At 66.3% G+C, this 26,739-nt stretch carries 26 protein-coding genes; 14 read left to right on the top strand and 12 right to left on the bottom strand.

Annotated elements, in window-relative coordinates; translation table 11 throughout:
• The first annotated feature begins 111 nt into the window (after positions 1-111).
• Positions 112-1,128: a LacI family DNA-binding transcriptional regulator gene (locus tag ACSQ3P_RS03815; protein WP_436164301.1), complete on the top strand. Its 1,017-nt coding sequence runs from the start codon at positions 112-114 to the stop codon at positions 1,126-1,128.
• A gap of 227 nt (positions 1,129-1,355) precedes the next feature.
• Here ACSQ3P_RS03815 and ACSQ3P_RS03810 read toward each other — a convergent pair whose 3' ends face one another.
• The gene (locus ACSQ3P_RS03810; protein WP_436164300.1) at positions 1,356-2,102 is read right to left on the bottom strand and encodes a FadR/GntR family transcriptional regulator; all 747 of its coding nucleotides are present in this window, start codon (positions 2,100-2,102) and stop codon (positions 1,356-1,358) included.
• Between the two features lie 234 nt (positions 2,103-2,336).
• Between ACSQ3P_RS03810 and ACSQ3P_RS03805 the strand changes: the two genes are divergently transcribed.
• The 12 genes from ACSQ3P_RS03805 to ACSQ3P_RS03750 all read left to right on the top strand — a co-directional run bounded on the left by ACSQ3P_RS03805 (position 2,337) and on the right by ACSQ3P_RS03750 (position 15,119).
• On the top strand, positions 2,337-3,104 hold the full coding sequence (locus ACSQ3P_RS03805; protein ID WP_210188211.1) for an HpcH/HpaI aldolase family protein: 768 nt from the start codon (positions 2,337-2,339) through the stop codon (positions 3,102-3,104).
• Between the two features lies 1 nt (position 3,105).
• A complete protein-coding gene (locus ACSQ3P_RS03800) occupies positions 3,106-4,212 on the top strand; it encodes a four-carbon acid sugar kinase family protein (RefSeq protein WP_436164299.1) in 1,107 nt (368 codons plus the stop codon).
• The gene (gene pdxA, locus ACSQ3P_RS03795) at positions 4,209-5,249 is read left to right on the top strand and encodes a 4-hydroxythreonine-4-phosphate dehydrogenase PdxA (protein WP_436164298.1); all 1,041 of its coding nucleotides are present in this window, start codon (positions 4,209-4,211) and stop codon (positions 5,247-5,249) included. Before ACSQ3P_RS03800 ends, pdxA begins: the two co-directional genes overlap by 4 nt.
• Positions 5,250-5,330: 81 nt before the next feature.
• Complete coding sequence (locus ACSQ3P_RS03790) at positions 5,331-6,461, top strand: iron-containing alcohol dehydrogenase (RefSeq protein WP_436165158.1); 1,131 nt, start codon at positions 5,331-5,333, stop codon at positions 6,459-6,461.
• 35 nt (positions 6,462-6,496) lie between these two features.
• Positions 6,497-7,930 (top strand): FAD-binding oxidoreductase, encoded by a 1,434-nt coding sequence (locus ACSQ3P_RS03785; RefSeq protein ID WP_436164297.1) that lies wholly within the window; start codon positions 6,497-6,499, stop codon positions 7,928-7,930.
• A gap of 72 nt (positions 7,931-8,002) precedes the next feature.
• A complete protein-coding gene (locus ACSQ3P_RS03780; RefSeq protein WP_436164296.1) occupies positions 8,003-8,977 on the top strand; it encodes a Bug family tripartite tricarboxylate transporter substrate binding protein in 975 nt (324 codons plus the stop codon).
• A gap of 68 nt (positions 8,978-9,045) precedes the next feature.
• The gene (locus tag ACSQ3P_RS03775) at positions 9,046-10,257 is read left to right on the top strand and encodes a sialidase family protein (protein ID WP_436164295.1); all 1,212 of its coding nucleotides are present in this window, start codon (positions 9,046-9,048) and stop codon (positions 10,255-10,257) included.
• 42 nt (positions 10,258-10,299) lie between these two features.
• Complete coding sequence (locus tag ACSQ3P_RS03770; protein ID WP_436164294.1) at positions 10,300-11,109, top strand: ABC transporter ATP-binding protein; 810 nt, start codon at positions 10,300-10,302, stop codon at positions 11,107-11,109.
• Complete coding sequence (locus tag ACSQ3P_RS03765; RefSeq protein WP_436164293.1) at positions 11,109-11,972, top strand: ABC transporter permease; 864 nt, start codon at positions 11,109-11,111, stop codon at positions 11,970-11,972. The genes ACSQ3P_RS03770 and ACSQ3P_RS03765 overlap by 1 nt, the downstream gene beginning before the upstream one ends.
• 36 nt (positions 11,973-12,008) lie before the next feature.
• Positions 12,009-13,079 carry an ABC transporter substrate-binding protein gene (locus tag ACSQ3P_RS03760; RefSeq protein ID WP_436164292.1) on the top strand — a complete coding sequence of 357 codons (1,071 nt, stop codon included), beginning with the start codon at positions 12,009-12,011 and terminating at the stop codon, positions 13,077-13,079.
• Positions 13,076-13,783 carry an SDR family NAD(P)-dependent oxidoreductase gene (locus ACSQ3P_RS03755; RefSeq protein ID WP_436164291.1) on the top strand — a complete coding sequence of 236 codons (708 nt, stop codon included), beginning with the start codon at positions 13,076-13,078 and terminating at the stop codon, positions 13,781-13,783. Before ACSQ3P_RS03760 ends, ACSQ3P_RS03755 begins: the two co-directional genes overlap by 4 nt.
• A 103-nt stretch (positions 13,784-13,886) precedes the next feature.
• Positions 13,887-15,119: an MFS transporter gene (locus ACSQ3P_RS03750; protein ID WP_436164290.1), complete on the top strand. Its 1,233-nt coding sequence runs from the start codon at positions 13,887-13,889 to the stop codon at positions 15,117-15,119.
• 170 nt (positions 15,120-15,289) lie between these two features.
• Here ACSQ3P_RS03750 and ACSQ3P_RS03745 read toward each other — a convergent pair whose 3' ends face one another.
• The 11 genes from ACSQ3P_RS03745 to ACSQ3P_RS03695 form a co-directional block, all read right to left on the bottom strand.
• A complete protein-coding gene (locus tag ACSQ3P_RS03745) occupies positions 15,290-16,159 on the bottom strand; it encodes an amino acid ABC transporter substrate-binding protein (RefSeq protein ID WP_436164289.1) in 870 nt (289 codons plus the stop codon).
• Positions 16,160-16,235: 76 nt separating this feature from the next.
• Complete coding sequence (locus ACSQ3P_RS03740) at positions 16,236-17,306, bottom strand: NAD/NADP octopine/nopaline dehydrogenase family protein (RefSeq protein WP_436164288.1); 1,071 nt, start codon at positions 17,304-17,306, stop codon at positions 16,236-16,238.
• 124 nt (positions 17,307-17,430) lie between these two features.
• Complete coding sequence (locus ACSQ3P_RS03735; protein ID WP_436164287.1) at positions 17,431-18,024, bottom strand: helix-turn-helix domain-containing protein; 594 nt, start codon at positions 18,022-18,024, stop codon at positions 17,431-17,433.
• Between the two features lie 9 nt (positions 18,025-18,033).
• Positions 18,034-18,762: an amino acid ABC transporter ATP-binding protein gene (locus ACSQ3P_RS03730; protein WP_436164286.1), complete on the bottom strand. Its 729-nt coding sequence runs from the start codon at positions 18,760-18,762 to the stop codon at positions 18,034-18,036.
• Positions 18,759-19,415 carry an amino acid ABC transporter permease gene (locus ACSQ3P_RS03725; RefSeq protein WP_436164285.1) on the bottom strand — a complete coding sequence of 219 codons (657 nt, stop codon included), beginning with the start codon at positions 19,413-19,415 and terminating at the stop codon, positions 18,759-18,761. Before ACSQ3P_RS03725 ends, ACSQ3P_RS03730 begins: the two co-directional genes overlap by 4 nt.
• Complete coding sequence (locus ACSQ3P_RS03720) at positions 19,412-20,131, bottom strand: amino acid ABC transporter permease (RefSeq protein ID WP_436164284.1); 720 nt, start codon at positions 20,129-20,131, stop codon at positions 19,412-19,414. The genes ACSQ3P_RS03725 and ACSQ3P_RS03720 overlap by 4 nt, the downstream gene beginning before the upstream one ends.
• A 183-nt stretch (positions 20,132-20,314) precedes the next feature.
• Positions 20,315-21,532, bottom strand: a complete 1,218-nt coding sequence (locus tag ACSQ3P_RS03715) for an MFS transporter (protein WP_436164283.1) — start codon at positions 21,530-21,532, stop codon at positions 20,315-20,317.
• 190 nt (positions 21,533-21,722) lie between these two features.
• Positions 21,723-22,082, bottom strand: a complete 360-nt coding sequence (locus ACSQ3P_RS03710; protein WP_436164282.1) for a TfoX/Sxy family protein — start codon at positions 22,080-22,082, stop codon at positions 21,723-21,725.
• Positions 22,083-22,162: 80 nt separating this feature from the next.
• Entirely contained in the window at positions 22,163-23,026 is an 864-nt protein-coding gene (locus tag ACSQ3P_RS03705; RefSeq protein WP_436164281.1) for a sugar phosphate isomerase/epimerase family protein, read from the bottom strand.
• 252 nt (positions 23,027-23,278) lie between these two features.
• Positions 23,279-24,064: an enoyl-CoA hydratase/isomerase family protein gene (locus ACSQ3P_RS03700; RefSeq protein ID WP_436164280.1), complete on the bottom strand. Its 786-nt coding sequence runs from the start codon at positions 24,062-24,064 to the stop codon at positions 23,279-23,281.
• A 10-nt stretch (positions 24,065-24,074) separates the two neighbouring features.
• The gene (locus tag ACSQ3P_RS03695; RefSeq protein ID WP_436165157.1) at positions 24,075-25,697 is read right to left on the bottom strand and encodes an acyl CoA:acetate/3-ketoacid CoA transferase; all 1,623 of its coding nucleotides are present in this window, start codon (positions 25,695-25,697) and stop codon (positions 24,075-24,077) included.
• Positions 25,698-25,961: 264 nt separating this feature from the next.
• Here ACSQ3P_RS03695 and ACSQ3P_RS03690 point away from each other — a divergent pair, with 264 nt between their 5' ends.
• Complete coding sequence (locus ACSQ3P_RS03690; RefSeq protein WP_436164279.1) at positions 25,962-26,735, top strand: 3-ketoacyl-ACP reductase; 774 nt, start codon at positions 25,962-25,964, stop codon at positions 26,733-26,735.
• Positions 26,736-26,739: the final 4 nt, after the last annotated feature.

Here is a 26,739-nt window from a genome sequence, read left to right as displayed (position 1 = left end):
AAAAAGTGGGCACCGGTTTTTCGCGTGAGCAATGCTCTAAACTTTTAGAATCGATCACGTTTTTCGCACTCGGACGGTTCCGTCCGAATGCGACGTGATCTAGGAACGATAATGGACGAACGGCTGCGCAAACCAAGGATCGACGACGTCGCCAGGCGGGCGGGCGTCTCCACAGCCACCGTGAGCCGCGCCCTCGCCACTCCCGACCAGGTCAAGCCGAAGACGCGCGAAGCCGTGGAAAAGGCGGTGCTGGAGACGGGTTATGTGCTCAATGTCGCGGCTCGCAATCTGCGCACCAACCGCACCCATGCCGTGCTCGCCGTGGTGCCCGACGTCGCCAACATCTTCTTCTCGCAGGTGCTGCGCGGCATCTCCGACACCTTGCACGAGCATGGCTACAGGCTGGTGATCGCCGATACCGGCAACGATCCCGAGCGCGAGCGCGACCATGCCGAATTCGCCCAGGCCGGCTGGGTCGACGGCCTGCTGCTGCTGAACGGGCGTCTTCTACCCACCCCGGCGGGAGGGCGTCGCCGCCTGGCCGTGCCGACAGTCAGCCTGTGCGAGCGCATCCCGGGCTCCGACATCCCCTATGTCGAGACCGCCAACCGCGAGGCAGCGCGAGCGATGACAGAGCGCCTGCTGCAATTGGGGCATCGCCGCATCGGCTATGTCTCCGGCCCGCCCAACAACATCCTGGAGCATGACCGTTTCGCTGGTTATCGAGATGCGCTGGCGGCGCGGGGCCTCGCACCTGACCCCACGCTGGTGTGCCCGGGCGACTATACGCTGGCCACTGGCGAGGCCGCAGCGAGCGCCTATCTGGCGCTTGCCGAGCTTCCCGACGCGGTTTTCGCCAGCAACGACGCCATGGCGATGGGCCTGATCCGGGGCTTCACCGCCGCCGGCCTCTCGGTGCCGGAGGCGATCTCGATCGCCGGCTTCGACGACATCGAATTCGCCGGCGCCTACAACCCCGCCCTCACCACCGTGCACCAGGCCCGCAGCGAGATTGGCGCGCGTGCGACCACGATGCTGATCGATCTGATCGAAGGCCGCCAACCGGCCAGCCGCGAGGTCCATCTGCCGGCCGAGATCGTCATGAGGGACAGCACGCGCGAGCGCTGAGCCAGAGCAGGATGCGAAAAAGTGGGCACCGGTTTTTCGCATTGATCCTGCTCTCACTCCCGGGATGAGAGACGGATTCAGATTTCAGCTGGGATCACCAAGTGATCCCAGCTGAAATCATCCGGCTCTCGGCGTTTTCGAGCGAAGTGGCCACCGGTTCGCATGAAGAAAACGCGTCAAAACAAAGAGCTAGAGCAATGTCCGATCCAATTGGGTAGGACATTGCTCTAAAGGGCAAGATCCAGGACCCGCCCTTCGAACAAGCGATCATAGGATCCCTTGATGTGCATGCGCATCGCGTCCCGCGCCGCCTCGGCGTCGCGGGCGCTGATCGCCGCGAAGATGCGCCCATGCTCGTCCAGCACGCCGGCAAGGCCGCCCGCCGGTCCCAGCAGCGAAAGCCCGTGCAGCTTCATGCCGACATTGATGTGGTCCTTCAGCGCCTGCATCGACGACAGGAAGAAGTAGTTGTTCGCCGCCTCGGCGATGGCGATGTGGAAGGCGTAATCGGCGTCCTCGCGATGGCGATGCGCATGGGTGGTGTCGCGCAATAGCTCGAAGGCGCTGCCGATGGCCTCCAGCGCCGCTGCGTTATGGCGCTTGGCGGCATAGAAGGCATTGGCCGGCTCGACCTCGAGCCGGAACTCGTAGCAGCGCTGCACATCCGCGATCGTGCCGACCGGCGCGAAGGCCAGCGCCCTGCCCTGCTCCGCCTCGGTCCCGCGCACGAAGGTGCCCGCGCCCTGGCGGGAAAAGATCAGCCCGTCCTCGCGCAAGCGGCGCAGCGCCTCGCGCACCACCGGCCGCGATACGCCGTAGATCGCCGACAGGTCGTGCTCGCCGGGCAGCCGCGAATGGCTGGCGTACTCGCCCGAGGCGATGCGGGCGCGCAATTGATGATGCACGCGCTGCACCAATGGCGAGGGCGGGGTGACGTCCGCAGAACGCGCCGGCTTGCCTGAGCTCTGATCCATGGCCGCATGCTTACAACTATTTACAAATCAGTCAATCGCCCGGCCAAAGCGCCGATAAAAGCCCATATCGGCATACAAATTACAACATGTTGACATATCCAGTCGGATGATGTTCAACCCCGTCAAGGCCCGAAGAGGCCGGCTCATGGAGGCATACCAAGGACCGTGCGCTACGGCGCAACCGCCCGCTTCCATGATCCGCCGCCCCGATGGGTGTCTTTCAGCAGGTGGATGATGGCTGACGTCAGGACGAACGGTTTCAAGCGCGATCTCGGCAAGCGGCAGATGCTCGGCATCTTCTCGACGCTGGCCAGCCCCACCCTCACCGAGCTCTTCGCGCAGGTCGGCTTCGACTGGATCCTGATCGACACCGAGCACAGCCCCAATGAGCCCGGCGATGTCGTTGCCCAGTTGCAGGCAATGTCGGCCTTGCCCGCCGAAGCGATCATCCGCCCGGCCTGGAACGACATGGTGCTGGTCAAGCGCGTGCTCGATCTCGGCGCCCAGACCCTGCTCTTCCCTTATGTCCAGAATGCCGAGGAAGCGGCCCGCGCCGTCAGCTACACCCGCTATCCGCCCCATGGCGTGCGCGGCGTCTCCGGCAGTTCGCGCGCGGCGGCCTATGGCCTGATTCCGGATTATTTCGCCAAGGTGCAGCAGGAGATCTGCGTCATCGTGCAGATCGAGACGATCGAGGCGCTGGCCGATATCGAGAAGATCGCGGCGGTCGATGGCGTCGACGCCGTCTTCATCGGCCCTGCCGACCTCGCCGCCTCGATGGGCCATCTCGGCAACACGCAACATCCCGAGGTCCAGGCCGCGATCGATGACGGCTTCCGCCGCCTGAAGGCCATCGGCAAGCCGGCCGGCTACCTCACCAATAACGAGGCCGAGGCCGTGCGGCGCGTCGCGCAAGGCATCGATTTCGTCGGCGTCGCCAACGACACCACGATCGTGGTGCGCGGCTCCAAGGCGCTGCTCTCGGCGGTGAAGGCGAGCTGAGATGGCGCCGCTCCGGCTCCTGGCTGACGACCTGACCGGCGCGCTCGACAGCGCGGCCGCGTTCGGCTCGCCCGCCGAGCCGGTCGCGGTGTGCTGGCGTGGCGAGGCTCCCGCAAAGGGCGCCATCGCCATGGACAGCCGCAGCCGCGAGATCTCGGCGGAGGAAGCCCGCAGGGCCGTCGCCGCGATTGCTCCCGCCTTGTGGGCGCGCGGCTCGGGCCTCGCCTATAAGAAGATCGACAGCCTGTTGCGCGGCCAAGAGGTCGCCGAGATCGCCACGATCATCGGCCTGCTGCGCCCGGCCCATTGCATCATCGCCCCGGCCTTCCCGGCGCAGCGCCGGGTCACGCGCGCCGGGCGGCAATGCGCCTGGGTGAATGGTGACTGGCGCCCGGTGCCCGCCGATCTCGCCGCCGGGCTTGCCGTGGCAGGGCATGCCGTCACGCAAGCGGTTCCAGGAGATGCCCTGCCCCCGGGCATCAGCTTCTGGGATGTCGAGACCGACGTCGATCTTGACGCCATCATCGCGGCCGCCTCCGGACTCGACGACGTGCTCTGGGTCGGAAGTGCGGGGCTGGCGGCGGCGCTCGCGCGGGCAGCCGGCATCATCCGTCGGATCGATGACCGCCCGCTCGCAGGCAAGGTTCTCGGGCTCGTCGGCTCGGACCATGCAGCGATCGGCCAGCAACTCGACCGGCTCGGCCCGCTTCACATCGTTCTGGGTCCTGCCAGCAATGCCGAAATCGCCCGGCGCCTCACCAGTGACGGCATCGTCTTCGCAAGCGTCGCGTTGCCGGACGGCACCTCGCGCCGCGACGCCGCCGCGCTGATCGACGCGCGGCTGGCCGCCCTCCTGCAGGACCTCGACCGTCCGGACACGCTCTTCGCCGCCGGCGGTGAGACATTGCGCGGCATCTGCGAAAGCCTCGGCACTGAGCGCCTCGACGTCACCGGCGAGATCATGCCGGGTGTGCCGCGCTCGATCATGCGCGGCGGCCGCTGGGACGGCGTCGCCGTGATCTCGAAATCGGGAGCCTTCGGCGCTCCGGACCTTCTTCAACAGCTCGCCGCGACCCGGATCGCGGCCTTTGCCGGAGCGGCAGCATGAAACCTCACCTTGCCATCACCATGGGCGATCCCGCCGGCGTCGGCCCCGAGATCATCGTCAAGGCCTGCCTCGCCCTGAAGGACAGGCTGGCGAGCGGCGATCTGCGCCTGCTCGTCATCGGCAGCAATCCCGCACTTGCCGAGGCGCGCCGCCTGCTCGGCGCCGACATCGCCATTCCCGAGGTCTCCGAGAGCGAGGCCTGGCCGCATCTCGCCTGTCTGCAGGCGGGGCCTGAGGGCGAACCGATCCGCCCGGGCGTGCTCTCCTCCGATGGCGGCCGCTTCGCCTATCTCGCGGTCGAGAAGGGCGTCAAGCTCGCCCAGGCCGGCCGCATCGGCGGCATCGTCACGGCGCCGCTGAACAAGGAGGCGCTGAACAAGGCCGGCTACAAATTCGCCGGCCATACCGACATGCTGGCGACGCTGACCGGCGCCAAAGGCTCGGTGATGATGCTCGCCCATGGCGGCATGCGGGTGAGCCATGTCACCACCCATGTCGCGCTCAAGGACGTGCCCGCCAAGCTGACGCCGGAGCGGCTGCGCTATGTGCTCGACCGCACCGACGAGGCGCTCTCCGCGCTCGATCTCGGCCGGCGCAAGATCGCCGTCGCGGCGCTCAACCCCCATGCTGGTGAAGGCGGATTATTCGGCCGCGAGGATGACGAGGTCTCCGCGCCGACGATCGCCAAGGCGGTCGCTGATGGCCTCGACGTCGTCGGGCCGGTGCCGGGCGACACGGTCTTTGTCAAGCTGCGCGCCGGCCAATACGACGCCGTCGTCGCGATGTATCACGACCAGGGCCACATCCCGGTGAAGCTCCTGGGCTTCAACGTGAATCCAGAAACCGGCACCTGGGATTCGCTCTCGGGCGTCAACATCACGCTCGGCCTGCCGATCGTGCGGACCTCTGTCGATCACGGCACCGCCTTCGACATCGCCGGCAAGGGCATCGCCAACGAGCTCAGCCTGATCGAGGCGATCGAATACGCCGAAAAACTGGCGGCAGCGCGCGGCCTCAGTGCCGACCGCGCGGCCTGATAGCGCCAAAGCTGAAAGCGCCAAAAGCCAAAAGCACAAAGGGAGGCGACCATGAACATCCACGCGCCCAGCCAGATCGCCATCGCGAGCCTCGCCACGCCGATCGCGATCACCCGGCCGAAGATCATCGAGTTCGGCTCCGGCACGGCGTCGCTCGCCGGGCGTTGGGCTGCGGCCCAGGGGCTCTCGCGCATCCTCGTCGTGGCAGATGCCTTCAACGCCGCCCGCGTCGATCTGCTCGGCCTGACCGGCGAGGTCACGATCTTCGGCGAGGTCCGCCCCGAGCCGGACGTTCCCAATCTCGAAGCGGTGCTTGCCGTCGCCGAGCGGGTGAAGCCTGACCTCGTCATCGGCTTCGGCGGCGGCAGCGCCATGGATCTCGCCAAGCTCGTCGCTGTCCTGCCGGGCTCCGGCCAGTCTCTCCAAGAGGTCGTCGGCCCCGAGAAGGTCGCCGGCAAGCGCTCGGCCCTGATGCAGGTTCCTACCACTGCCGGCACCGGCAGCGAGGCGGGAACGCGCGCGCTGGTCACCGACCCCAAGACGCAGAACAAGCTCGCCGTGCAGAGCCTGCACATGCTCGCCGACATCGCGGTGATCGATCCCGACCTGACGCTGAGCCTGCCGCCGGCGGTCACCGCCGCGACCGGCGTCGATGCCATGGCCCATTGCGTCGAGGCCTTCACCAGCCTGAAGGCGCATCCGCTGATCGACATGTATGCGCTTGAGGGCGTGCGCCTGGTCGGCCGCTTCCTCGGCCGTGCCATCGCCGACGGTTCCGACATCGAGGCCCGCGCCGGCCTGTCGCTCGCCTCGCTTTATGGCGGCTACTGCCTTGGCCCGGTCAACACGGCCGCCGGCCACGCCGTCGCCTATCCGCTCGGCACGCGCCACCACATCGCCCATGGCGCCGCCAACGCGCTGATCTTCCCGCATACGCTCGCCTTCAACGCGCCGGCCGTGCCGGAAAAGACCGCCGCGATCCTCGCCGCGCTCGGGCTGAAGGCCTCGGCTCGGCAGGAAGAGGTCTTCGAGGGCGCCCATCGCTACTGCGCCGAGCTCGGCTGCGAGATGAAGCTGTCGCGTCTCTCCGTGCCACGCGACGATCTGCCGGCCATGGCGAGCGAGGCTCACGCCATTCGCCGTCTGCTCGACAACAACCCGCGCGACATCAGCCGCGACGAGATCCTGGCCCTCTACGAAGCCGCCTACTGAGCGCCGCTCGCCAGACTGAAACAGGGAGAGACGCGATGACTGTCCATGCCACGCCGATGATCGTCGAGCGCCTCGCGGCAATCGTCGGGGCGCGGCATGTCATCGGCCCCGATGGCGACCAGGAGCCTTATCTCGTCGACTGGCGCGGGCGCTATCGCGGTACGGCCGAGGCGATCGTGAAGCCGGCAAGCACCGCCGAGGTCGCGGCCGTGGTCAAGCTCTGCGCCGAACTCGGCTTCGCCATCGTCCCGCAGGGCGGCAATACCGGCATGTGCGGCGCGGCGACCCCGCTCAGTGAGCGCCCGAGCGTGGTGCTGCGGCTCGACCGCATGAACACGATCCGCGCCATCAGCCGGCTCGGCGATTCGATCGCGGTCGATGCCGGCTGTATCCTCGCTGATGTCCAGAAGGCGGCCGAGACGGCCGACCGCCTGTTCCCCTTGAGCCTCGGCGCCGAGGGCTCCTGCCAGATCGGCGGCAACCTCTCGACCAATGCCGGCGGCACGGCCGTGCTGCGCTACGGCACGACGCGCGAGCTCACGCTGGGGATCGAAGCCGTGCTGCCGGACGGTTCCGTGCTCGATCTGATGACGAGCCTGCGCAAGGATTCCACCGGCGTCGATCTCAAACAGCTCTTCATCGGCGCCGAGGGCACGCTCGGCATCATCACCGGCGCGGTGCTGAAACTGTTCCCCCGCCCGCGCCAGCGCAGCGTCGCGCTGGCCAAGGCCGAGAATATCGAGGCGGTGCTCGATCTCCTGGCGTTGGCCCGCACCGAACTCGGCGACCGGCTCGGCGCCTTCGAGGTGATGTCGCGCGGTCAGGTCCAGGTCATCGCCGAGAACGTGCCTCATATCGCGATCCCCTTCGCAGCGGACGCGCCCTGGTTCGTGCTGATCGAGCTCGTCGACACGCTGCGCGGCATCGACCTCGCCGCCGAGATGGAGACGATGCTAGCCTCGGCCTTCGAGCGCGGGCTGATCGGCGACGCCCTCGTCGCTTCGAGCGAGGCCCAGGCCGCCGCGCTCTGGGCCATCCGCCACAGCGTTTCGGAAGGCTCCAAGCGCGCCGGCTACGTAGTCTCGCATGACAGCGCCGTGCCGCTCGAACATCAGGCCGAGTTCGTGCGCCGGGTCGAGGCGCGCATCGCGGCGCTCCGGCCCGAGGCGCGCATCGTCATGCATGGCCATCTCGGCGACGGCAACATCCATGTGCTCGCCATCCTGCCCGGCGTCGCCGCCGACCAGCGCGAGACGCTCGCCCCTATCGTCAGCGCGATCAACCGCGCCGTCGACGAGGAGACAGCGGCGCTCGGCGGCAGCATCAGCGCCGAGCACGGCATCGGCATCGCCAACAAAGAGCGCCTCAACCATGTAACGGCGCCGCGCGAAATGGCCCTGCTGCGGCAGGTCAAGGCGCTGCTCGATCCGCAGGGGCTGATGAATCCGGGCAAGGTCCTCAGCGACTGACGAGATCTTGGGTGTCGATCTTGGGCGACCCAACAACGCGATACGAAAAAAACGATGCAAGGGAGAACAGAGATGAACCGCCGCGATGTCCTGGCTGCACTGAGCCTCCTGCTCGGCCCGGCTCCCGCCTTCGCGCAAGGCGCTGGCTACCCGTCGAAGCCGGTCAGCATGATCGTGCCGTTCTCGGCAGGCGGCACCGCCGACATCTTCGCCCGCATGGTCGGCGAGCATCTGCAGAAGAGCTGGGGCCAGCCCTTCGTGACCGAGAATGTCGGCGGTGCCGGCTCGATCGTCGGGATCACGCGGATCGCGCGTGGGACGCCGGACGGCAGCATCCTCGGCCTCGCCTCGACCTCGGGCCTCTCGATCAACCCGACGCTCTACGGGGCGAAGCTGTCCTATCGCCCGGCGCAGGACCTCTTGCCCATCGCCCAGATCAGCATGGTTCCGAACGTGCTCGTGGTGAACCCCGACAAGATCAAGGCCCGCACCGTCCCGGAGCTGATCGCCCATCTCAAGGCCAATCCGGACAAGGTCTCCTTCGGCTCGGCCGGCGTCGGCACCTCGCAGCATCTGGCCGCCGAATTGTTCAAGCAGATGACCGGCACGCAGATGACGCATGTGCCCTATCGCGGCTCGAGCCAGATGGTCACGGACCTCATCAGCGGCAATATCGACCTCGCCTTCGACAATGTGCCGCTGCTGCTGCCGCAGGCAGCGGGCGGCAAGCTTGCCCTGATCGCGACCGCGACCGCCAAGCGCGCGGCCTTCGATCCCAACCTGCCGGCGCTGTCGGAATACCTGCCTGGCTTCGAGGCTGTCGCCTGGCACGGCTTCGTCGCTCCCGCGGGGACGCCCAAGCCCGTGATCGACAAGCTCTCTGCCGAGATCCGCAGCTTCATGCAGAAGCCGGAGACGGCCAGGAAGATGGACGAGGTCGGCGCCATCGCGGTTGCGCTCGGCCCCGACGAATTCGCCGCCTACATCGCCTCCGAGACCACCCGCTGGAAGGCGGTCATCGAAGCGGCTGCCATCAAGATCGACTGAACCGCATCGACAGCGGCGCCCGGCCACGGGGCGTGACGCCCGCGCAGACCAGAAGGAGGCCTTCCGAAATGGGAGCCCATTCGACCGATATCGCACCCGCCGGCCTCTCCGAGCGCAGCGGCATCCTGCATCCGCGCGAGGGCGATGCGCAGCGCATCGAGGCCTATCTGCCCTCGCCTTGCGTCCAGAACCACGCGGCCAACATCGCCATGCTCGGCAATGGCGATCTCGCCATCGTCTGGTTCGGCGGCACGCAGGAAGGCATCCCGGACATCTCGGCCTATTTCTCGCGATTACCCAAGGGCGGCGAGCGCTGGTCGGCCCCGGTCAAGCTCTCCGACGATCCGGCGCGCTCCGAGCAGAACCCGGTGCTGTTCACCACGCCCGGTGGCGAGCTCTGGCTGATCTGGACCGCCCAGATCTCCGGCAACCAGGACACGGCGCTGGTGCGCAAGCGCGTCTCGCATGATCACGGCCTGAGTTGGGGGCCGATCGAGACCTTGTTCGAGGCGCCAAAGGGCCATGGCCTGTTCGTGCGCCAGCCCCCCGTCGTGCTCGATAATGGCGATTGGGTGATTCCGGTCTTCCATTGCGTCAGCGTGCCCGACGCCAAATGGGTCGGCGACCACGACATCAGCGCGGTGCGTGTCTCCTCCGACGCCGGCAAGAGCTGGGTGGAGCATGCCGTGCCCGGCTCGACCGGCTGCGTGCATATGAACATACTCAAGACGAAGGACGGGCTCGTCGCGTTCTATCGCAGCCGCTGGGCCGATTTCATCTATGCCAGCCGCTCGATCGACGGCCGCAACTGGACGGCGCCCGAGCCGACCGCACTGCCCAACAACAACTCCTCGATCCAGGCGACTGCGCTGGCCGATGGCCGCATCGCGCTCGTCTTCAACCACTCCAGCGCGGCCGACGCGACCGACCGGCGCACCGGCCTCTATGACGACATCGAGGACGACGAGGCCACTACTCCGCAGGCCGAGGCCGCTCCTGCCCCGGCCGAGCCGCATCGCACCGCCTTCTGGGGCGCGCCGCGCGCGCCGATGACGCTGGCGCTCTCCTCCGATGGCGGCCGGAGCTGGCCGGTGATGCGCGACCTCGAGACCGGCGACGGCTTCTGCATGACCAACAACTCCAAGGACCAGCTCAACCGCGAGTTCTCCTATCCCTCGATCACGCAGACGCCGGACGGGGCGCTGCACATCGCCTTCACCTATTTCCGCCGCGCCATCAAATACGTCCGCGTTGCGCCCGATTGGGCAGCCCAAGCCTGAACAAGACCAAGAACGGCAAGACCAAGAACAGGGAGACCGCAGATGCCTGCACTCGCTCAAGTCCACCCGCTGAACCCGGCGTCAGCGTCGCAGCGCGACCTCATCCACATCCGCGGCCTCGACAAGACCTATGCCGGTGGCAGCGTGCATGCGCTGTCGGCGATCGATCTCGACATCAAGGATGGCGAGTTCGTCTGCGTCGTCGGCCCCTCGGGCTGTGGCAAGTCGACCTTGCTGCGCATCCTCGCCGGGCTCGACGATTACGACACCGGTACGGCGGCGCTTGATGGCAAGACGATCTCAGGCCCCTCGCGGGATGTCGGCGTCGTCTTCCAGGCAGCAAACCTTCTGCCCTGGCTGACCGTGCGCGAGAACATCGCCTTGCCGCTGCGCGTCGGCGGCAAGCAGGTCGGGCAGGCAGAGGACATCGACCGGTTGCTTGATGTCGCCGGCCTCAAGGATTTCGGCGAGCGCTTCCCCTATGAGCTCTCCGGCGGAATGCAGCAGCGCGCCGGCATCTGCCGCGCCCTGGTGCGCTCACCCCGCGTCCTGCTGATGGACGAGCCTTTCGGCGCGCTCGACGCATTGACCCGCGAGCGCATGAACCTCGAACTGCAGCGGATCTGGCAGGCCAGCCGCAAGACCGTGATGCTGATCACGCATTCGATCTCGGAGGCGATCTTCCTCGCCGACCGCGTCGTCGTGATGTCGGCGCGGCCGGGCCGCGTCATCCGCGAGCTCGAAGTGCCGATCCCGCGCCCGCGCAGCAACGACACCATCATCAGCCATCCCGCCTATCCGGCGCTGGCCAAGGAAATCCGCGGATTGCTCAACGCGCAGGGAGACGAGTGATGAGCCAGGCGCAAACCACCATCATTGCAGACAGCGTCGCGATCGAGCGCGCGCCCCCGAAGCCCAAGGCCAAAGCCAAGGACGGCACGGGCGTCAACGGCACCGCGATCACACTGATCGGCCTCGTCGTCCTGTTCGGCGGCTGGGCGCTCGCGGTGAAGTATCTCGAAGTGCCCTCCTACATCCTGCCGACGCCATTGGCGGTGTGGAAGGCGCTGTGGTCGGGCATCGCGGTCAGCCCATCGAGCCCGCTCGGCTATTACCTGCCGCTTTGGGGCACGCTGAAGAACGCCGCGATCGGACTGGCGATCGGCTCGGGGCTTGGCCTGACCCTCGGCTCGCTGATGGCCGAGAGCCGCCTGATCGAGAAGTTGATCATGCCCTATGCCTTCGCGCTGCAGAGCCTGCCCAAGGTCGCAATCGCGCCCTTGATCGTGATCTGGTTCGGCTTCGGTGACGGCTCCAAGATCGCGATCTCGGCATTGCTCGCCTTCTTCCCGATGCTGATCAACAGCTTCACCGGCCTGCGCGCCGTCGAACCCGAGCGCGTCGACCTGATGCGCTCGCTCTCGGCCACGCGCTTCGAGACCTATCGCATCGTCAAGCTGCCCAATGCCGCGCCCTATATCTTCGCCGGGCTCGACATGGCGGTGGTCTACGCCCTGCTCGGCACCATCGTCGCGGAATTCCTCGGCGCCCAGCAGGGCATGGGCGTCGTCATCACTCAGGCGCAGGCGGTGACCGATGTGGCAGGCGTCTTCGCCGCCCTCGTCATCCTCGGCGCCATGGGAATCCTGCTCCACGGCATCGTCCGCGGACTGGAAAAAAGAATCGTCCACTGGGGCGATCGCGGCCGGAAATAACCAAGCAAAACCAACAACCAACCCTGGGAGAACGTCATGATCAATCGCAGGCAATGGCTTCAGGCCAGCAGCGTCTTCGCTGCGGCCCTCGCGCTGGGACCGCGCTCGTCCTTCGCGCAGGCGACGCGGACCGTAAAGGTCGGTGTCGGGCTGAAATCGCTCAACTCCAGCGTCATCAATCTGCTGATCGGCGAGGCGCTCGGCTACAATGCCGAGGAAGGCTTCAAGGTCCAGGGGTTGGCGCTCGGCGGCAACGCCAACGTCCAGGTCGCGACCGATAAGGGCGACGTCGATGTCGGCATCGGCGTGCCCTCCTACGCCCTACCGATCCTGGCCCGCAATGAGTGGGGCAACTCGCAATGGTTCTACCAGTACACCTACCCCTATAAATGGGACATCGCGGTCAAGCCCGGCTCGACCGCCAAGGCCTATACCGACCTCAAGGGCAAGAACATTGGCGTCTCCGATTTCGGTGGCACCGAATATCCGGTCACCCGCAACGTGCTGAAATCGCTCGGCGTCGATCCTGACAAGGATGTGAAATGGACGGCCGTCGGCGCGGGCGTTCCAGCCGGCGTCGCCCTGCAGCGCGGCGCCATCGACGCCCTTGCCTATTACGACACCGGCTTTGGCATCATCGACGGCGCCGGCATCCCGCTGGATCTGCTGCCGCGCCCCAGCAACCTGCCGATGATCGGCGGCCAGTTCCTGATGGGCCTGCGCCAGAGGATCCAGGCCGAGCGCGATCTCTTCATCGGCTTCGGCCGCTCGACCGCCAAGGCCTCGCGCTTCATCCTGGAGAACCCCTCGGCCGGCGCGAAAGCCTTCCTCAAGCTCTATCCCGAGACCGCCCCGCGCGGCTCCAGCGAGGAGCAGGCGGTGAAATCGGTGCTGGAGGCGATCAGCCGGCGCATCAAGCTCTATGAGCCGCCCTATGCCGGCGCCAAGATGGGCAGCATCCGGGTCGACGAATTCGTCACCGAGGCGAAGATGAACGACTGGACCATCGCTGATTTCACAAAGATCTACACCAATGACCTGATCGATAAGATCAACGACTTCGACGTCGAGAAGATCAAGGCGCAGGCGCGGTCCTTCACCGGATGACGCCGGCGCTTTCGACACAGGACGGGCGCGCGAAATGCGCGCTCGTCACCGGCGCCAGCTCCGGCATCGGCGCGGCGACCGTGCGCCATCTGCTCGATCTCGGCTGGAGCGTCATCGGCTTCAGCCGCAGCGCGCCCGATCTGAGGCATGAACGCTTTTCGGCCGTCTCCGTCGATATCACCGACAGGGCAGCGCTCGACGCCGCCCTCGCGTGCCTTGGTCCGGTCGATGCGCTGGTCCATGCCGCCGGCATCCTGCGCGTCGGCACGCTCGGCCAGCTCGACCCCGAAAACGGCCGAGCGATGTGGCGATTGCACGTCGATGCGGCCGAACAGATGATCGAGCATCTCGTACCGCGCCTCCCCGATGGCGGCCGCATCGTCCTGATCGGCAGCCGCACGGCGGCGGGCTCGGCCGGACGGGCGCAATATGCCGCGACCAAGGCCGCGCTCGTCGGCATGGCGCGTTCCTTCGCGATCGAACTCGCGCCACGCCGGATCACAGTCAATGTCGTAGCACCTGGCGCGACCGATACGCCGATGCTGAAGGACCCCAAGCGCGCCTCCGTCGCACCCAAGATGCCGCCCATGGGCCGCCTGGTGAAGCCCGAGGAGGTCGCGGCCCTGACCGGCTTCCTGCTCTCGGACCCGGCAGCGAGCATCACCGGACAGCAGATCGTCGTCTGCGGCGGCGCCTCGCTTTAATGCAGTCGGCTCGCATCTGTGCGAGCAAGGATATTTCGTCTGGCTTTTCCCCGGGAAGCCGGGCAGATGGTTTCTGGAGGAAGCGTCCTGGATATCCGGAGCCGTGACAGAAAAGGCCCATAGCGGTTCGGTCGCCGCGCTCGGCGCGATCGTCGCGGGAGCGTTGATCCTGCAGGTGGCCGGCACGATCGTGAACACGGTCGTGCCTTTGCGGATGGCGATAGCAGGCCAGCCGCCGCTCCTGATCGGTCTGGTCGGCTCGGCCTATTCTATCGGCTTTCTCGTCGGCTGCTTCGCGATTCCCACGCTCGTGCGCCGCATCGGCCATATTCGCGGCTTCGCCGTCTTCGCCGCGCTTCAGGCCGCCTCGACCTTGAGCTTTCCGATGATTCCCGAGGCCTTGTGGGGCGTGTCGCGGCTCGTCATGGGCCTGTCGGCGGCCGGCCACGGCATCTGCATCGAGAGCTGGATCAGCGGCCAGGCCAAGGGCAGCAATCGCGGCCGCATCTTCGGCATCTACCAGATCCTCAACCGCCTCGCCTTGATCGGCTCCCAGATCGGCGTCGGCTATGTCGCGATCCAGGCGCATGACGTCTTTCTCTACGCCAGCATGGCGTTCTCCTTCGCGCTGATTCCCGTGGCGCTCACCCGGGCTCGCGGCCCCGAATCGAGCGAGGTCGTCTCGGTCAGGCTGAAGACCTTGTGGCGGCACGCGCCGGCAGCCGTCGTCGGCTGCCTCTATGTCGGCCTGATCGGCGGCCCCTTGACCAATGTCGCGCCTGCCTACGGCATCCTGATCGGCCTCGACCAGCGAGCGACGATCCTGCTGACCGCCGCGATCCAGATCGGCGCGCTCCTGCTGCAATGGCCGATGAGCCTGCTCGCAGACCGCATCGCCAGCCGCGTCATCATGCTGACCGCCGCGAGCGCGGTCACCCTGGCGGCAACCCTGCTCGGGGTGCTGCTATATCTCGGTTCGACGCATGACCGGCTCTGGCTCTTCGGCCTGTTCATGCTGATCGGCGGCTGCAGCATCCCGCTCTATACGGTCGCCGTCACCCATGCCTATTTTCGCCTGGGGCAGGAGCAGGCGGTCGGGCTTTCGGCCCGGCTGCTCTTTCTCTGGGGCGTGGGCTCGGCCATCGGACCGCTCGCGGCGACGCTGTTCATGCAGCTTCTGGGCCCGCAGGGTTTGCTCGCCTATCTCGTCGTGCTGTCGATCGCGACGGCCGCCTATCTCGCCCTGCGCATGTCGCGCAACCCTTCGCCGGCCATCGTCGAAAGCGAGCGCCGCACGCCGCCGACCATGCCCGACATCGAGATGGGCAAGCGCTAGGGGCTCATGATTTGAATGGGAACCACAGCGTCATTCCGGGGCGACCCGCAGGGTCGAGCCCGGAATGACACGCGGTTCCAAGAAAGAGCCTCATGCTGTAACGGCGCCAATCGTGCCCGGACCGGCGGGAGAGGCGCTGGAACGCCACCTCTCCCACCGGTCCGTGGTCCTCATTCAGCGTAGGATTGCGTCGCCCAGGCCGCCCGCAGCCTCGGCCCGACCTTGGCGCCGAACGGCCCGAACCATTTGTCGAACAGGGCCTCGGCCTCACCGGATTTGAACATCTTGCCCATGGCGTGGTTGACGATCCACAGGATCGTCGGATTGAGCTTGGGCACCATGAAGCCTTGCGGCGCATAGCCGTATTCCTCGCCCACGATGGTCAAGGCGTCAGGGTTCTTCGACTGCCGGATCAGGCTGTAGAACGCCCCGTTGTCGCTGAAATAGGCGTCCGCGCGCCGGGTCTCGACCGAGATCAGCGCAGCCGCATGATCGTCGACGTTCTGGATGCGGATATTGAGCTTCTTGTCGGCAATGAGCTTCTTCAGGTCCGGTTCGCTGCTGCCGCCGGTGGCGACGGCCACGACCTTGCCGTTCAGATCCTCGTATTTGGTGATGCCCGAGGCCTTGAGAACCAGAAGCTGGCTCGTCGAGACATAGGAGACGGAGGAGAAATCGACTTGCTTGTTGCGGCCGAAGGTATTGACCGTGCCGCCGCATTCGAGGTCGACCGTGCCGTTGGCGACCAGCGCCTGACGGTTCTGGATGTTGACCGGCACGTATTTGACCTGGATCTCCGGCAGCTTCAGCTCGGCCTTGATCTCCTCGATGATGCGCTGGCAGAACTCGACCGCGTAGCCGGCCGGCTTCTTGTCATTGTCGAGATAGCCGTAAGGGTAGAGCGTCTCGCGGATGCCCATGGTGATCGTCTTGGTGTCGCGCAACTTCTTGACGATCGCATCGACCTCTTGCGCCTGGGCGGAGGCCGCCATGCCGAGCGCCAACAGCGCGCTTGTGACGGTGACAAGGTTCAGTCGCATGGTTTTCTCCCGCATGGTCTTCTCCCGTTTGCCGTGATCGTTCAGTTTGTCGCCCCGCCCGCCCGGCGGGGAGCCGTCAAAATCCAAGGCGCGCCCGTTCTTGCAGCTCCTCGCGCGTCATCTGCGCGAAATCGAGAGACGGCAGCAGGTCGTTGTCATCAGCAAAATCACGGCCATAGGCGCCCGAAAGCATGGTCAACCCGGCCTCATGCAGCACCGCCGGGCGGCCCACAAGCCGGCCGAGCAGAACCGTCGGCAACAGGCCGAAGGGCGCGTCCTCCAGCACATAGCGGCTCTCCAGCGTCGTCGGGCCGAAGCCGCCGCGCCCCTGGCCATGAAGATCGGCGTTCATCTCCGCGATGCTGGCGACGGGCAATTGATAGGAGAAGGCATAGTGCTCCTTGATCGTGCGCACCGAAAGCCCGAAGGCTTCGGCGATCGCCAGCCGCTCGGCGTCGAGCGCCTCCATCACGCGGCCCACCGCGGGAGTGACATTCTCGGCCTGGCCCCAGCTCTCGCCGCGCTCCATCCGCGTCAGGTTGAACAGCGCAATCGCAAGATGGTTCTGCGGATTGAGGTTGCTGAGCGCGATCGCCAGGAGCCCGTCGCGCTTGACGAAACGCTCGCCGAACAGGGCCGTGCAAAGCGCATGGCCCTCATCGAGGCCCGCTTCGGGCACGGTCGCGATATCGATCTTGGAGCGCAGCGAATTGACGCCGACCTTGGTTGGGCTGGTCTTGCGGCCGGTCGTCAGCGTCGTGCCCCAGGCGATGATCGGCGCGCGCACGCCGCGAGCAGCGAGCAGCTGCGAGAGATAGAGCGCGCCGAACGAGGCATGCGAGCTGATGATGACCGGCTGCCCCTCGCGCAGATGCGCGGCCGTGGCCTCCAGCGCCATCTTATGGGCATTGCCCGGCATCACCAGCATCACCACGTCCGACTCGGTCACCGCCTCCTTGGCGCTGGATGCGATCCGGGGCTGAAAGCTTGTCTCGATCGCGGTCGTCGCAAGCAGCGGGGCGCCGGCCGCTAGCTCGCGCGTGCTCTGGCCCGACGGCGACCACAGCATGGGGTCGTGACCGCCGACGAAGAGCTGGGCGGCGGCGCCATAGGCCGCGCCGCCAGCGCCAAGAATGCTTACGCGCATGGGAAAGATGCCTTTGCTCGATCCTGAGGGGAAGAACGGCCGCAACGAAGCTGCGCGGCCGTGAATAGTTTGGGCAGTGCGGGCATCTCCGGTTGAAGAGATGATCCGTTATAGCGGAAATGAGTCAAGCTGGCCTGCCCTGCCCGGTTTTGCCGTAGAGCAGCACCATCAGGCCGCGGGCCGGCCGGTGCGAGGCATTGCTGATGGAATGGGCAACGTCGACGGGATAGCGCGCCGTCTCGCCCGCCTTGACCGGATAGGTCGATGCGCCGCTCGTGATCAGGAACTGCCCCGACAGCGCCGTGAAGTGCTCGCAGGCACCCGCTGCATGTGGCGCGCTGTCGAGCCTGCCGCCACCGGCGATCTCGACATCGTACCATTCGGTCGTGCCCGCCAGGCTTGGAGGGCTGAGGATGCGCAGCCGGCAGGAGCCGTCGGCGCTGCGGATCTCCGGCGTGTGCTCGGACGGAACGATCTCGATCGTCGTATCGCTCGGCACCGCCTGCCCGCCTTGCAGCAGCGCCGCGAAATCGATCTTCAGCCCCTGCGTCAGGCTCCACAGCACGGCGAAGGTCGGATTGGCCTGCCCGCGCTCAATCTGCGACAGCATCGACTTCGACACGCCCGATAGGCCTGAAAGCTGCTGCAGCGTCAGCCCGCGCGCCTTGCGCTGGCGCTGGATGATCGGGCCGATCTGCGGGGCGCTGAGCTCGGTCATGGCGATGCGCTAATGCGTCAGGACCTTGGTCAGGAACTGCTTGGCGCGCTCCGTCGCAGGGTCGGTGAAGAACTGCGCCTTGGGCGTGTCCTCGAGGATCTCGCCGCCATCCATGAACAGCACCCGGTCGGCGACGCGCTGGGCGAAGCCCATCTCATGCGTCACCACCATCATGGTCATGCCTTCCAGCGCCAGCGCCTGCATAACCTCCAGCACCTCGTTGATCATCTCGGGGTCGAGCGCGGAGGTCGGCTCGTCAAACAGCATCGCCTTGGGGTCCATCGCCAGAGCGCGCGCGATCGAGACACGCTGCTGCTGGCCGCCCGAGAGCTGGCTTGGGCGGCTCGCCAGCTTGCCGCCGAGCCCGACCCGCGCGAGGAGCTTCTCCGAGCGGGCGTCGGCCTCGGCCCGCGAGCGCTTCAGCACATGGATCTGCGCCAGGCTGACATTCTCGAGCGCGGTCATATGCGGGTAGAGCTCGAAATTCTGGAAGACCATGCCGATCCGCGCACGCAGCATCGGCAGATCGGTCTTCTTGTCCGAGACCGAGACGCCATCGACCGTGATCGAGCCCTGCTCGAACGGCACGAGACCGTTGACGCATTTGATCAGCGTGCTCTTGCCGGAGCCCGACGGGCCGCAGACCACCACGACCTCGCCGAGCTTCACCGAAGCCGAGCAGCCGCGCAGGATCTTCTGCTTGCCATAGGATTTGTGCACGTCCTCGAGAAGGATCATCCCGCGCGGCCTTTCCGGTAGAATTCCAGCGCCTTGGTCGATGACAGGCAGATGATCAGGTAGACCACGGCGACGAGCGTATACATTTCCGTCGGCCGCCCATCGCGTGCGGCCACGATGCTCGCCGTCGTCAGGAAGTCGTGCAGCGCCACGACATAGACGAGCGAGGTGTCCTGAAAGACGATGATGATCTGGTTCAGCACCAGCGGCGTCATCGCCTTCAGCGCCTGCGGCATGACGATATGGCGCATCACCTGCGAGCGCCGCAGGCCCGTCGCCAGCCCGGCCTCGGTCTGGCCCTGGCGGACATTGTTGATGCCGGCGCGGATGATCTCGCAGTAGAACGCCGCCTCGAACATCACGAAGGCGATCAGCGCCGAGGCGAGCGAGCCGATCGGCCGGCCGATCGCCAGCGGTACCAGGAAATAAAACCAGAACAGCACCAAGACGAGCGGCAGCGAGCGCATCACCGTGACATAAGCCGCGGCCGGCCCTGCAATCAGCCGGTTCGATGACAGTCGCATCAAGGCAAGGCCAAAGCCGATGACCAATCCGCCGATGGTCGCGACCGCGACCAGCAAGGCGCTGAGCGCCATGCCCTCGGCCAGGAAGCTCCATGATCTTGCGATGACGCCCCAGTCGAAATCGCTCATGAGCCTGCCTTGCGCAGGGCGGCGCCGCCGACCCTGTCGTCGATCAGTCGCATCAGGCCGGTGACGCAGAGCCCAATCAGGAGATAGCCGATGGTGGCCACGGTGAACGCTTCCAGGCCCTGGAAGGTGTAGTTCTCGATATGGCGGCTCTGCGCCGTCAGCTCGAGCACGCCGATCGTCAGGCTCAGCGACGACAATTTGACCGTGACCAGGAACTCCGAGGTCAGCGGTCCGACGATGGCGCGCAGGCCCAGCGGCACCACGACCAACCGGAATGCCTGCATCGGACGCAAGCCCGTCGCCAGCGCCGCCGGCATCAGATGATTGCCGACGGCCTCGATGCCCGCACGGACCTGTTCGGCGACGCGCGAACCAGCAAACAGCCCGATCGCGACCACGGCGGTGACGAATTCAGGATAGGGCAGATCCCGCTTGATCCAGAGTCCGATGGTCTCGGGCACGATCTCGGGCAGGACGAAATACCACAGGAAGAGCTGGACCAGCGGCGGGATGTTGCGGAAGACGTCGATATAGATCCCGGCAATCACCCGAAGAATGCCGCTCGGCAGGCTGCGGACCACGCCGACGACGAGGCCGACCGAGAGCGCCAGAGCCCAGCTGGCGAGGCTGATCGCAACGGTCCATTGCAAGCCGCTCCAGAGCCACTCCGTATAGGGCTCCTGCAGCAGGATGGACCAGTTCCAGCGATAGTTCATGCCGTCGCAGCGGCGTGGCGTGGAACCCTGGCAGCGCCGGGCCGGTCTCGGATGTTCATCAAGCCCCCCGGAATTCCGCTATAGTGGAATAATTCGAGTGTGAGGACTGTTTGTCAACAGGCTTTGCCGTTTCGGTCGTGCCTGCCGGCGCGGCCGCGCGCCAATCCCGACGGAGCAGCGGGCTTATCGCGCCGGATGCTCCGTCATCTTCGGCAGGAACCAGGCCAGCAGGCCGATCGCCGGCAGGAACGCGCAGACCCGGTAGACGGTCTCGATGCCGACCCAGTCGGCGAGTTCGCCCAGCATGGCGGCGGCGACCCCGCCGAGACCGAAGGACAGCCCGTAGAACAGGCCGCCGATCAATCCGACGCGGCCGGGCAAAAGCTCCATCGCGTAGATCAGGATCGCAGCAAAGGCGCTCGACATGATCAGGTTGATCACCACCGTCAGCGCGCCGGTCCAGAACAGGTTGGCGAAAGGCAGCATCAGCGTGAAGGGCAGCGCCCCCAGGATCGAGAACCAGATGATCTTGTTGCGGCCGATCTTGTCGCCCAGGATGCCGCCGCCGACCGCCCCGGCCGCCGAGGCCACCAGGAAGAGGAACAGCATCACCTGGGAGGTCTGCACGGAAACGCCGAATTTCCCGATCAGGTAGAAAGTGTAGAACGAGCTGAAGCTCTGCGAATAGGCGTTCTTGGAAAACAGCAGGATGACCAGGATCGCGATCGGCAGGACGACGCTCGCGACGCGGCGGGTCGGCGACCGGGCCACCGACGCCAGCTTGACCGCGACCGGAGCGGCCGCCTGCTGGCGCCGCAACTGAGCATGGCGCCCGGCGGTCCAGGTCATCAGAATCATCGCGAGGAGCGCCGCGGCCGAGAACCAGGCGAGGCTGGTCTGGCCGCGCGGCACGATCACGAACGCCGCCAGCAGCGGCCCGAGCGCGCCTCCCGTCTGCCCGCCGAGCTGGAAGATGCCCTGCGCCAGCCCGTGCTGCCCGCCGGACGCGCTGCGCGCCATCCGCGTCGCCTCAGGATGGAAGATCGACGAGCCGATGCCGACGCAGGCCGCCGCCAGCAAAAGCAGCGGATAGCTGCCGGCATAGGCGAGCCCGATCAGCCCGGCGAGCGTGAAGCCCATGCCGACGACCATCGAATAGGGCATCGGGTGCTTGTCGGTATAGGATCCGACGAGCGGCTGCAGCAGCGACGCCGCGATCTGGAAGGTCAGGGTGATCATCCCGATCTGCCCGAAATCCAGCGCATAGGCGGCCTTGATGATCGGGTAGATCGCCGGGATCAGCGACTGCATCATGTCGTTGAGCAGATGGGTCGTGCTGAGCGCGATCAGCACGGGCATGGCGGCGCGCTGCGAGACGCCGACCGGACTATTGAGATTCATCGCCGTGTTCTCATGTCGTTGCCGGGGCGTTTTGTCGCAACGGCCCGGACGTGTTCGTCATGGTGGATGTCACGACATGAAACAAGCCGGCAAAATCACGACACCGACCTGCGCGGAACGCGCGGCGCCGAGCCTGTCACGGGGGGCTCGCGCAAGGGCAACGGGACGCTTGACGGCGGTCGATCCAGGGTCACGCCCGTTGCAGCGACACACGCTTCACTGCGACCCGGCGTGCCGCTGCCAGCGCCGACCGCGCCCAGGTGACGAGCTCGTCTGGCTCATCCAGCAGCCGCTCGGGCGCGCGCCAGAAGGAGAGGTCTATGACCTGCCCCTGCTTCTCATAGCTCAGCGGCGGAAAGGCTTCGGCTTCCTTGAACTCCGCCCGGTTGTGATCGTCGACCCGGAAAAAGAGCGTGTCCTCCGCCACCACCGCGAACATCACCTGGTCGCAGAACACACCGGTCTTGCCGAACATGCGCCGCAGCGTGACGCGGCCGAGCGGCGCAAGCTGCTCGCGCAGGAATTCAGCGAAGCCTCGGCTGGCAACCATCTGGCGCGTTTTCCGTTCAGCTTGCCCATCGCAATGACGATCCGATGGACGAGAGTTATGCCCTCACCCGCGCCCTGATGTCAGCAGCAGCGCGTCAATCGTTCCACGCAAATGGCCAGGATCTCGCTCTCGGGCCGCCCCCACCAGTCCCGCGAAAAGATCTCGGTCTCGACAGGGCCGCGATATCCCGCCTGCTCCACCAGCCCCCGGATCCTTGCGATGTCGATCACGCCGTCGCCCATCATGCCGCGATCGAGCAGGAGATCGCGCGTCGGCACCAGCCAGTCGCAGACATGGAAGGCGCTGATCCGGCCCGCCTCCCCGGCCTTGCGAATTCCCTCGGCCAGCAGCGCATCCCACCAGACGTGATAGACGTCGATGGCGATCCCGATGCCGCCGCGCCGCTCGGGATCGAGCGCCTCGCAGATGGCGAGCGCTTCCGCCAGGCTCGTCACGCAGGAGCGGTCGCCGGCATACATCGGATGCAGCGGCTCCAGCGCCAGGGCGACACCGCAAGTGCGGGCCTGTTCGAGGAGCAGCGCCAGCCCTTCGGTGACCTGTGCGCGAGCAGCATCGAGATCCCGCTCGCCGGCTGGAAGGCTGCCGACCACGAGCACGAAACAGGGCGCTCCGAGCAGGGCCGCATCGTTCAGCGCGCGCAGATTATCCTCGACATTCGCCTTGAACAGCGCCGGCGTCACCGCCGGGACATAGGTGCTGCGGCAATAGCCGCTGAGCACAAGGCCGGCCTCTCGGATACGCCTTGCAATGGCGGAAATATTGCGCCCGTCGAGATCACGCCGCCAGGGCGCGATCGCCCCGAAGCCGAAGCGCGCAACGAGATCGACGACCTCCTCGATCGGCAGGCGATGCCCGAGCGTCGCCGTGTTGATCGCGCAGCGATCGAGGGACAAGGGCGCAAGGCCGTGGCGTTCCGTCATCATGCCGTCATCGGAAAAGGAGGGGCGCAGCCAATCCAGGAGCGGCCAATCCAAGAGACGGCTTGCCGACCTCGGCCCTCATCCTGAGAGGCCGACCTGAAATGCATCGAGCGATATCAAGGACCTCCGATCGCTCGCCATCACCCGCATCGTCATTCCGGACGCAACGAAGCGGAGATCCGGAATGACGGTGCATAGGTGATCAAATCAGAGCCCTCGAAATCGCAAGGTTCATTTCCCGCTAGGCTCCCTGCCCTAAACGAAGCGCGGCGGCCGCTTCTCGATGAAGGCGGCCTTGCCTTCAATGGCATCGTTGGAGAGTCCGAGCGGCACGGTGATCTCCTCCTCCATCAGAAGTCCGGCCTGATAGCCGTTGCGCAGGCCGACAGAGACGCTGCGCCTGGAAGCCGCGACCGCCTTGGGCGACTGGCTGGCGATCAGCCCCGCAACCGCGAGCGCCCGGGCTTCAAGCTCATCATCCCCAACGAGCTCCTCGACCAGCCCGATCCGATAGGCCTCTTCCGCGCCGATCGTCTGCCCCGTCAGCATCAGGCGCAGCGCCTGGCCACGCCCGACCAGCATCGGCAGACGCTGCGTCCCCGTCGCGGTCGCCATCGCGCCGAGCTTGACCTCGGGAACGCCGAAGCTGGCGCTGCGACCGGCGATGCGGAAATCGCAGGCCAGCGCCAGGACCATGCCGCCGCCCAGCGTATGCCCGTTGCAGGCGGCGATCACCGGCACCGGGCCGCGCTCGATGGTCTCGTTCAGCTTCGTCTCCACCAGTCGCGCCTCTTCGATCCAGGCGGCCGTAGCCTCGAATTCGCGGATATTGGAACCGACGGAGAAGGCCTGCCCGCTGCCTATCAGCACGACGCAGCGCGCGCCATGATCACGCTGCGCGCTTTCCAGAAAGGCAGTCAACGCTCGCCGCGCCGCGATGGTGAACACACCGAGCGGCTTGGAGATGATGCGGATCAGCACGACGCCGGGCGCAGCCAGCACCGCGTCGAAAACGTCGTTCTTCAGGAGGCTGTCAGTCATCATTCGACCCTCACGCTGCCTGAAGGCCGGCACGAATCGCCGGGGCCGGCTTGCGGGCCAGGCTGAGTCCGATCGGCTCCGGCCGGAACAATCGCGCATCCATCAGCTTGAGATCGCTCGCCACCTGCAGCGGCGTGCCCGCCCGGGCGAGAACGTCGCGTTCGAGATCGACGCCCGGCGCGACCTCCACCACGGTCAAGCCCTCGCGCCGCAGCTTGAGGACGCAGCGCTCAGTGACATAGGTGATGTCCTGCCCCCTTGCGACGGCATTGCGGCCGCTGAAGGTGACATGGCCGACCTCAGGCACGAATTTGGAAATCTTGCCGTCCCGCCGGATGCGCAAACCGCCATCCTCGGCCGCCACCTGCAAGCCGCCCGCCGTGAAATAGCCGCTGAAGACGATCTTGCGCGCCCGCGTCGTGATGTCGACGAAGCCGCCGCAGCCGGCGGTGAGATAAGGCCGTGACGGCAATCGCGAGACATTCACGCTGCCGAAGGCGTCGACCTCGAGGAAGGAGAGCAGTGAGCAGTCAAAGCCGCCGCCCTGGAAATAGGTGAATTGCTGCGGCGTCGGGAAGATCGCCTGCGCATTGGCGGCGCAACCGAAGGCGAAGCCGGTCAAGGGAATGCCGCCGACGGCACCCTGCTCGATCACCCAGGTCACGGCCTCGGCCTGGCCCTCCTCGATCAGGATCTGCGGCACCAGCGCCGAGATCCCGAAGCCGAGATTGACCGCCCCGTCATCCGTCAGCTCCATCGCGGCGCGGCGCGCGATCACCTTGTCGACGCTGAAGGGCTCTGGCTTGAAGCTGCTGATCGGGCGGCGGACTTCGCCGCTGATCGCGGGATCGTAGAGGATCTCCGTCGCTTGAGCCTGGTCGGGGTCGACGACAACGTAGTCGACCAGCGTCGAGGGAATATGGACCTTATGGGCCGGGATCGTTCCTGCGGCGGTGGTCCGCTTCACCTGGCAGATGACGATCCCGCCCGAATTGCGCGCGGCGAGTGCGAGGTCGACCATGCCGAGCACGGCCCCCTCCTGCTCCATCGAGATGTTGCCGCGCTCATCGGCCGTCGTCCCGCGAATGATCGCGACCTGCGGGAAATGATTGGGGAAATGCAGCCAGGTTTCGCCAGCGAACTCGACGACCTGCACCACCTCGCCGCGCTTCGCCGCGGCCGCGTTCATCTTGCCGCCGTTGAGGCGCGGATCGACGAAGGTGTCGAGGCCGACCTTGGTCAGCACGCCCGGACGCTTGGCCGCCGCGTCGCGGGCCATGTCGTACATCACGCCTGACGGCAGATTATAGGCAGCAACCTCGTCGCGCTCGATCATCTCCCAGATCGCCGGCGACGGCAGCGAGGACGGCCCGCTCGGAAAGGAGCCGGCGAGGATGGTGTCGAGCAGGCCCTGGCGCGCGAGATGGTCGATACCCTTGACGCCATACATGTCGCCGGCCGCGATCGGCGAGAACACCGTCAGGTTCCGCGGATGCCCCTCCCCGGCGAAGCGTTCGCCGACCGCCTTCAGCATGTGGTCGGGGCAGTTGAGTCCCGCCGACGAGCCGATCGCCAGAACCGCTCCGTCGGGAATGAACCGCGCTGCCTCGGCCGCGGAGATGATCTTGTTCATCATGGCGTTCTCATCGGGTCGGAGCCGGCTATGTCCGCGCCTCGCCGGGCGGAGTGCTGTCCTGCGCAATTGAGGATGGCTCGACGAAGCCAGGGCAGCGCAGAGCCGCCCCAACCATCGAAGGTACAGCGCTTCACCGTGAGCCTCATCGTTTCACTCCCATGGGCGCAGTTTAAAAACTGACTTGATCGTTCTAGTAGATCGATTTACTAACGAGCTCAACAAGGCCATGCAACTGAAAAAATGAAGCCGGGAAACGCTGGGATGGATCGACCACAGCTCGGAAGCGCCCTGGTCACGGGCGCAGGTCGCGGCATCGGCCGCGCCATCGCGCTCGCCTTGTCGGATGCCGGTTTCAACATCATCGCCAATGACTTGGCCGAATCCGATGATCTGCCGGCCACCATCGCGGCAATCGAGGAGCGCGGCGGCCAGGCGGTGGCGCTGCCCGGCGACATCAGCGACCTCTCCAGCCAGCAAGCCCTGGTCGATGAGGCCTGGGCCGCCTTCGGCGGCCTGCATTGCCTCGTCAACAATGCCGGCATCTCCGTCGCCAGGCGCGACGACATCCTGAAGGTCACGCCCGAGAGCTATGACCACCTGATGGAGGTCAATCTGAGGGGCCCATTCTTCCTGACGCAAGCCGTGGCGCGGAAGATGGTGCAAGCGCCGTCCGAGCATTTCCGCAGCATCGTCACGATCTCCTCGATCAATGTCGAGTTCGCCTCGGCCGACCGGGCCGAGTACTGCATTTCCAAGACGGGGCTCGCGATGATGTCGCAGCTCTTCGCGGCGCGCCTGGCCGGAGACGGCATCAATGCCTACGAGATCCGTCCCGGAATCATCCGCACCAACATGACTGCCGTGGCGAAGGAGCGCTACGACGCGCTTTTCGCAGCTGGCCTCACCCCGCTCGCCCGCTGGGGCGAGCCCGAGGATATCGGCAAGGCCGCCGCGATGCTGGCCTGCGGCTCCCTGCCCTATTCGACCGGCGAGGTCGTGCGGGTCGATGGCGGCCTGGCGGTTCGCAGGCTGTGACGAT

The sequence above is a fragment of the Allobosea sp. LjRoot9 genome, assembly GCF_964252745.1.
GTDB lineage: Bacteria > Pseudomonadota > Alphaproteobacteria > Rhizobiales > Beijerinckiaceae > Allobosea.
Note: the sequence above shows the minus strand (reverse complement) of the source record. Positions and strands in the feature narration are given on the sequence as shown.

Coding starts and splice junctions, on each gene's coding strand:
- ACSQ3P_RS03815 (WP_436164301.1), top strand. CDS start 112: ATGGACGAACGGCTGCGCAAACCAAGGATCGACGACGTCGCCAGGCGG.
- ACSQ3P_RS03810 (WP_436164300.1), bottom strand. CDS start 2,102: ATGGATCAGAGCTCAGGCAAGCCGGCGCGTTCTGCGGACGTCACCCCG.
- ACSQ3P_RS03800 (WP_436164299.1), top strand. CDS start 3,106: ATGGCGCCGCTCCGGCTCCTGGCTGACGACCTGACCGGCGCGCTCGAC.
- ACSQ3P_RS03740 (WP_436164288.1), bottom strand. CDS start 17,306: ATGCGCGTAAGCATTCTTGGCGCTGGCGGCGCGGCCTATGGCGCCGCC.
- ACSQ3P_RS03805 (WP_210188211.1), top strand. CDS start 2,337: ATGGCTGACGTCAGGACGAACGGTTTCAAGCGCGATCTCGGCAAGCGG.
- ACSQ3P_RS03705 (WP_436164281.1), bottom strand. CDS start 23,026: ATGATGACGGAACGCCACGGCCTTGCGCCCTTGTCCCTCGATCGCTGC.
- ACSQ3P_RS03720 (WP_436164284.1), bottom strand. CDS start 20,131: ATGAACTATCGCTGGAACTGGTCCATCCTGCTGCAGGAGCCCTATACG.
- ACSQ3P_RS03765 (WP_436164293.1), top strand. CDS start 11,109: ATGAGCCAGGCGCAAACCACCATCATTGCAGACAGCGTCGCGATCGAG.
- ACSQ3P_RS03760 (WP_436164292.1), top strand. CDS start 12,009: ATGATCAATCGCAGGCAATGGCTTCAGGCCAGCAGCGTCTTCGCTGCG.
- ACSQ3P_RS03775 (WP_436164295.1), top strand. CDS start 9,046: ATGGGAGCCCATTCGACCGATATCGCACCCGCCGGCCTCTCCGAGCGC.
- pdxA (WP_436164298.1), top strand. CDS start 4,209: ATGAAACCTCACCTTGCCATCACCATGGGCGATCCCGCCGGCGTCGGC.
- ACSQ3P_RS03725 (WP_436164285.1), bottom strand. CDS start 19,415: ATGAGCGATTTCGACTGGGGCGTCATCGCAAGATCATGGAGCTTCCTG.
- ACSQ3P_RS03710 (WP_436164282.1), bottom strand. CDS start 22,082: ATGGTTGCCAGCCGAGGCTTCGCTGAATTCCTGCGCGAGCAGCTTGCG.
- ACSQ3P_RS03780 (WP_436164296.1), top strand. CDS start 8,003: ATGAACCGCCGCGATGTCCTGGCTGCACTGAGCCTCCTGCTCGGCCCG.
- ACSQ3P_RS03755 (WP_436164291.1), top strand. CDS start 13,076: ATGACGCCGGCGCTTTCGACACAGGACGGGCGCGCGAAATGCGCGCTC.
- ACSQ3P_RS03785 (WP_436164297.1), top strand. CDS start 6,497: ATGACTGTCCATGCCACGCCGATGATCGTCGAGCGCCTCGCGGCAATC.
- ACSQ3P_RS03735 (WP_436164287.1), bottom strand. CDS start 18,024: ATGACCGAGCTCAGCGCCCCGCAGATCGGCCCGATCATCCAGCGCCAG.
- ACSQ3P_RS03770 (WP_436164294.1), top strand. CDS start 10,300: ATGCCTGCACTCGCTCAAGTCCACCCGCTGAACCCGGCGTCAGCGTCG.
- ACSQ3P_RS03715 (WP_436164283.1), bottom strand. CDS start 21,532: ATGAATCTCAATAGTCCGGTCGGCGTCTCGCAGCGCGCCGCCATGCCC.
- ACSQ3P_RS03700 (WP_436164280.1), bottom strand. CDS start 24,064: ATGACTGACAGCCTCCTGAAGAACGACGTTTTCGACGCGGTGCTGGCT.
- ACSQ3P_RS03690 (WP_436164279.1), top strand. CDS start 25,962: ATGGATCGACCACAGCTCGGAAGCGCCCTGGTCACGGGCGCAGGTCGC.
- ACSQ3P_RS03695 (WP_436165157.1), bottom strand. CDS start 25,697: ATGAACAAGATCATCTCCGCGGCCGAGGCAGCGCGGTTCATTCCCGAC.
- ACSQ3P_RS03730 (WP_436164286.1), bottom strand. CDS start 18,762: ATGATCCTTCTCGAGGACGTGCACAAATCCTATGGCAAGCAGAAGATC.
- ACSQ3P_RS03745 (WP_436164289.1), bottom strand. CDS start 16,159: ATGCGACTGAACCTTGTCACCGTCACAAGCGCGCTGTTGGCGCTCGGC.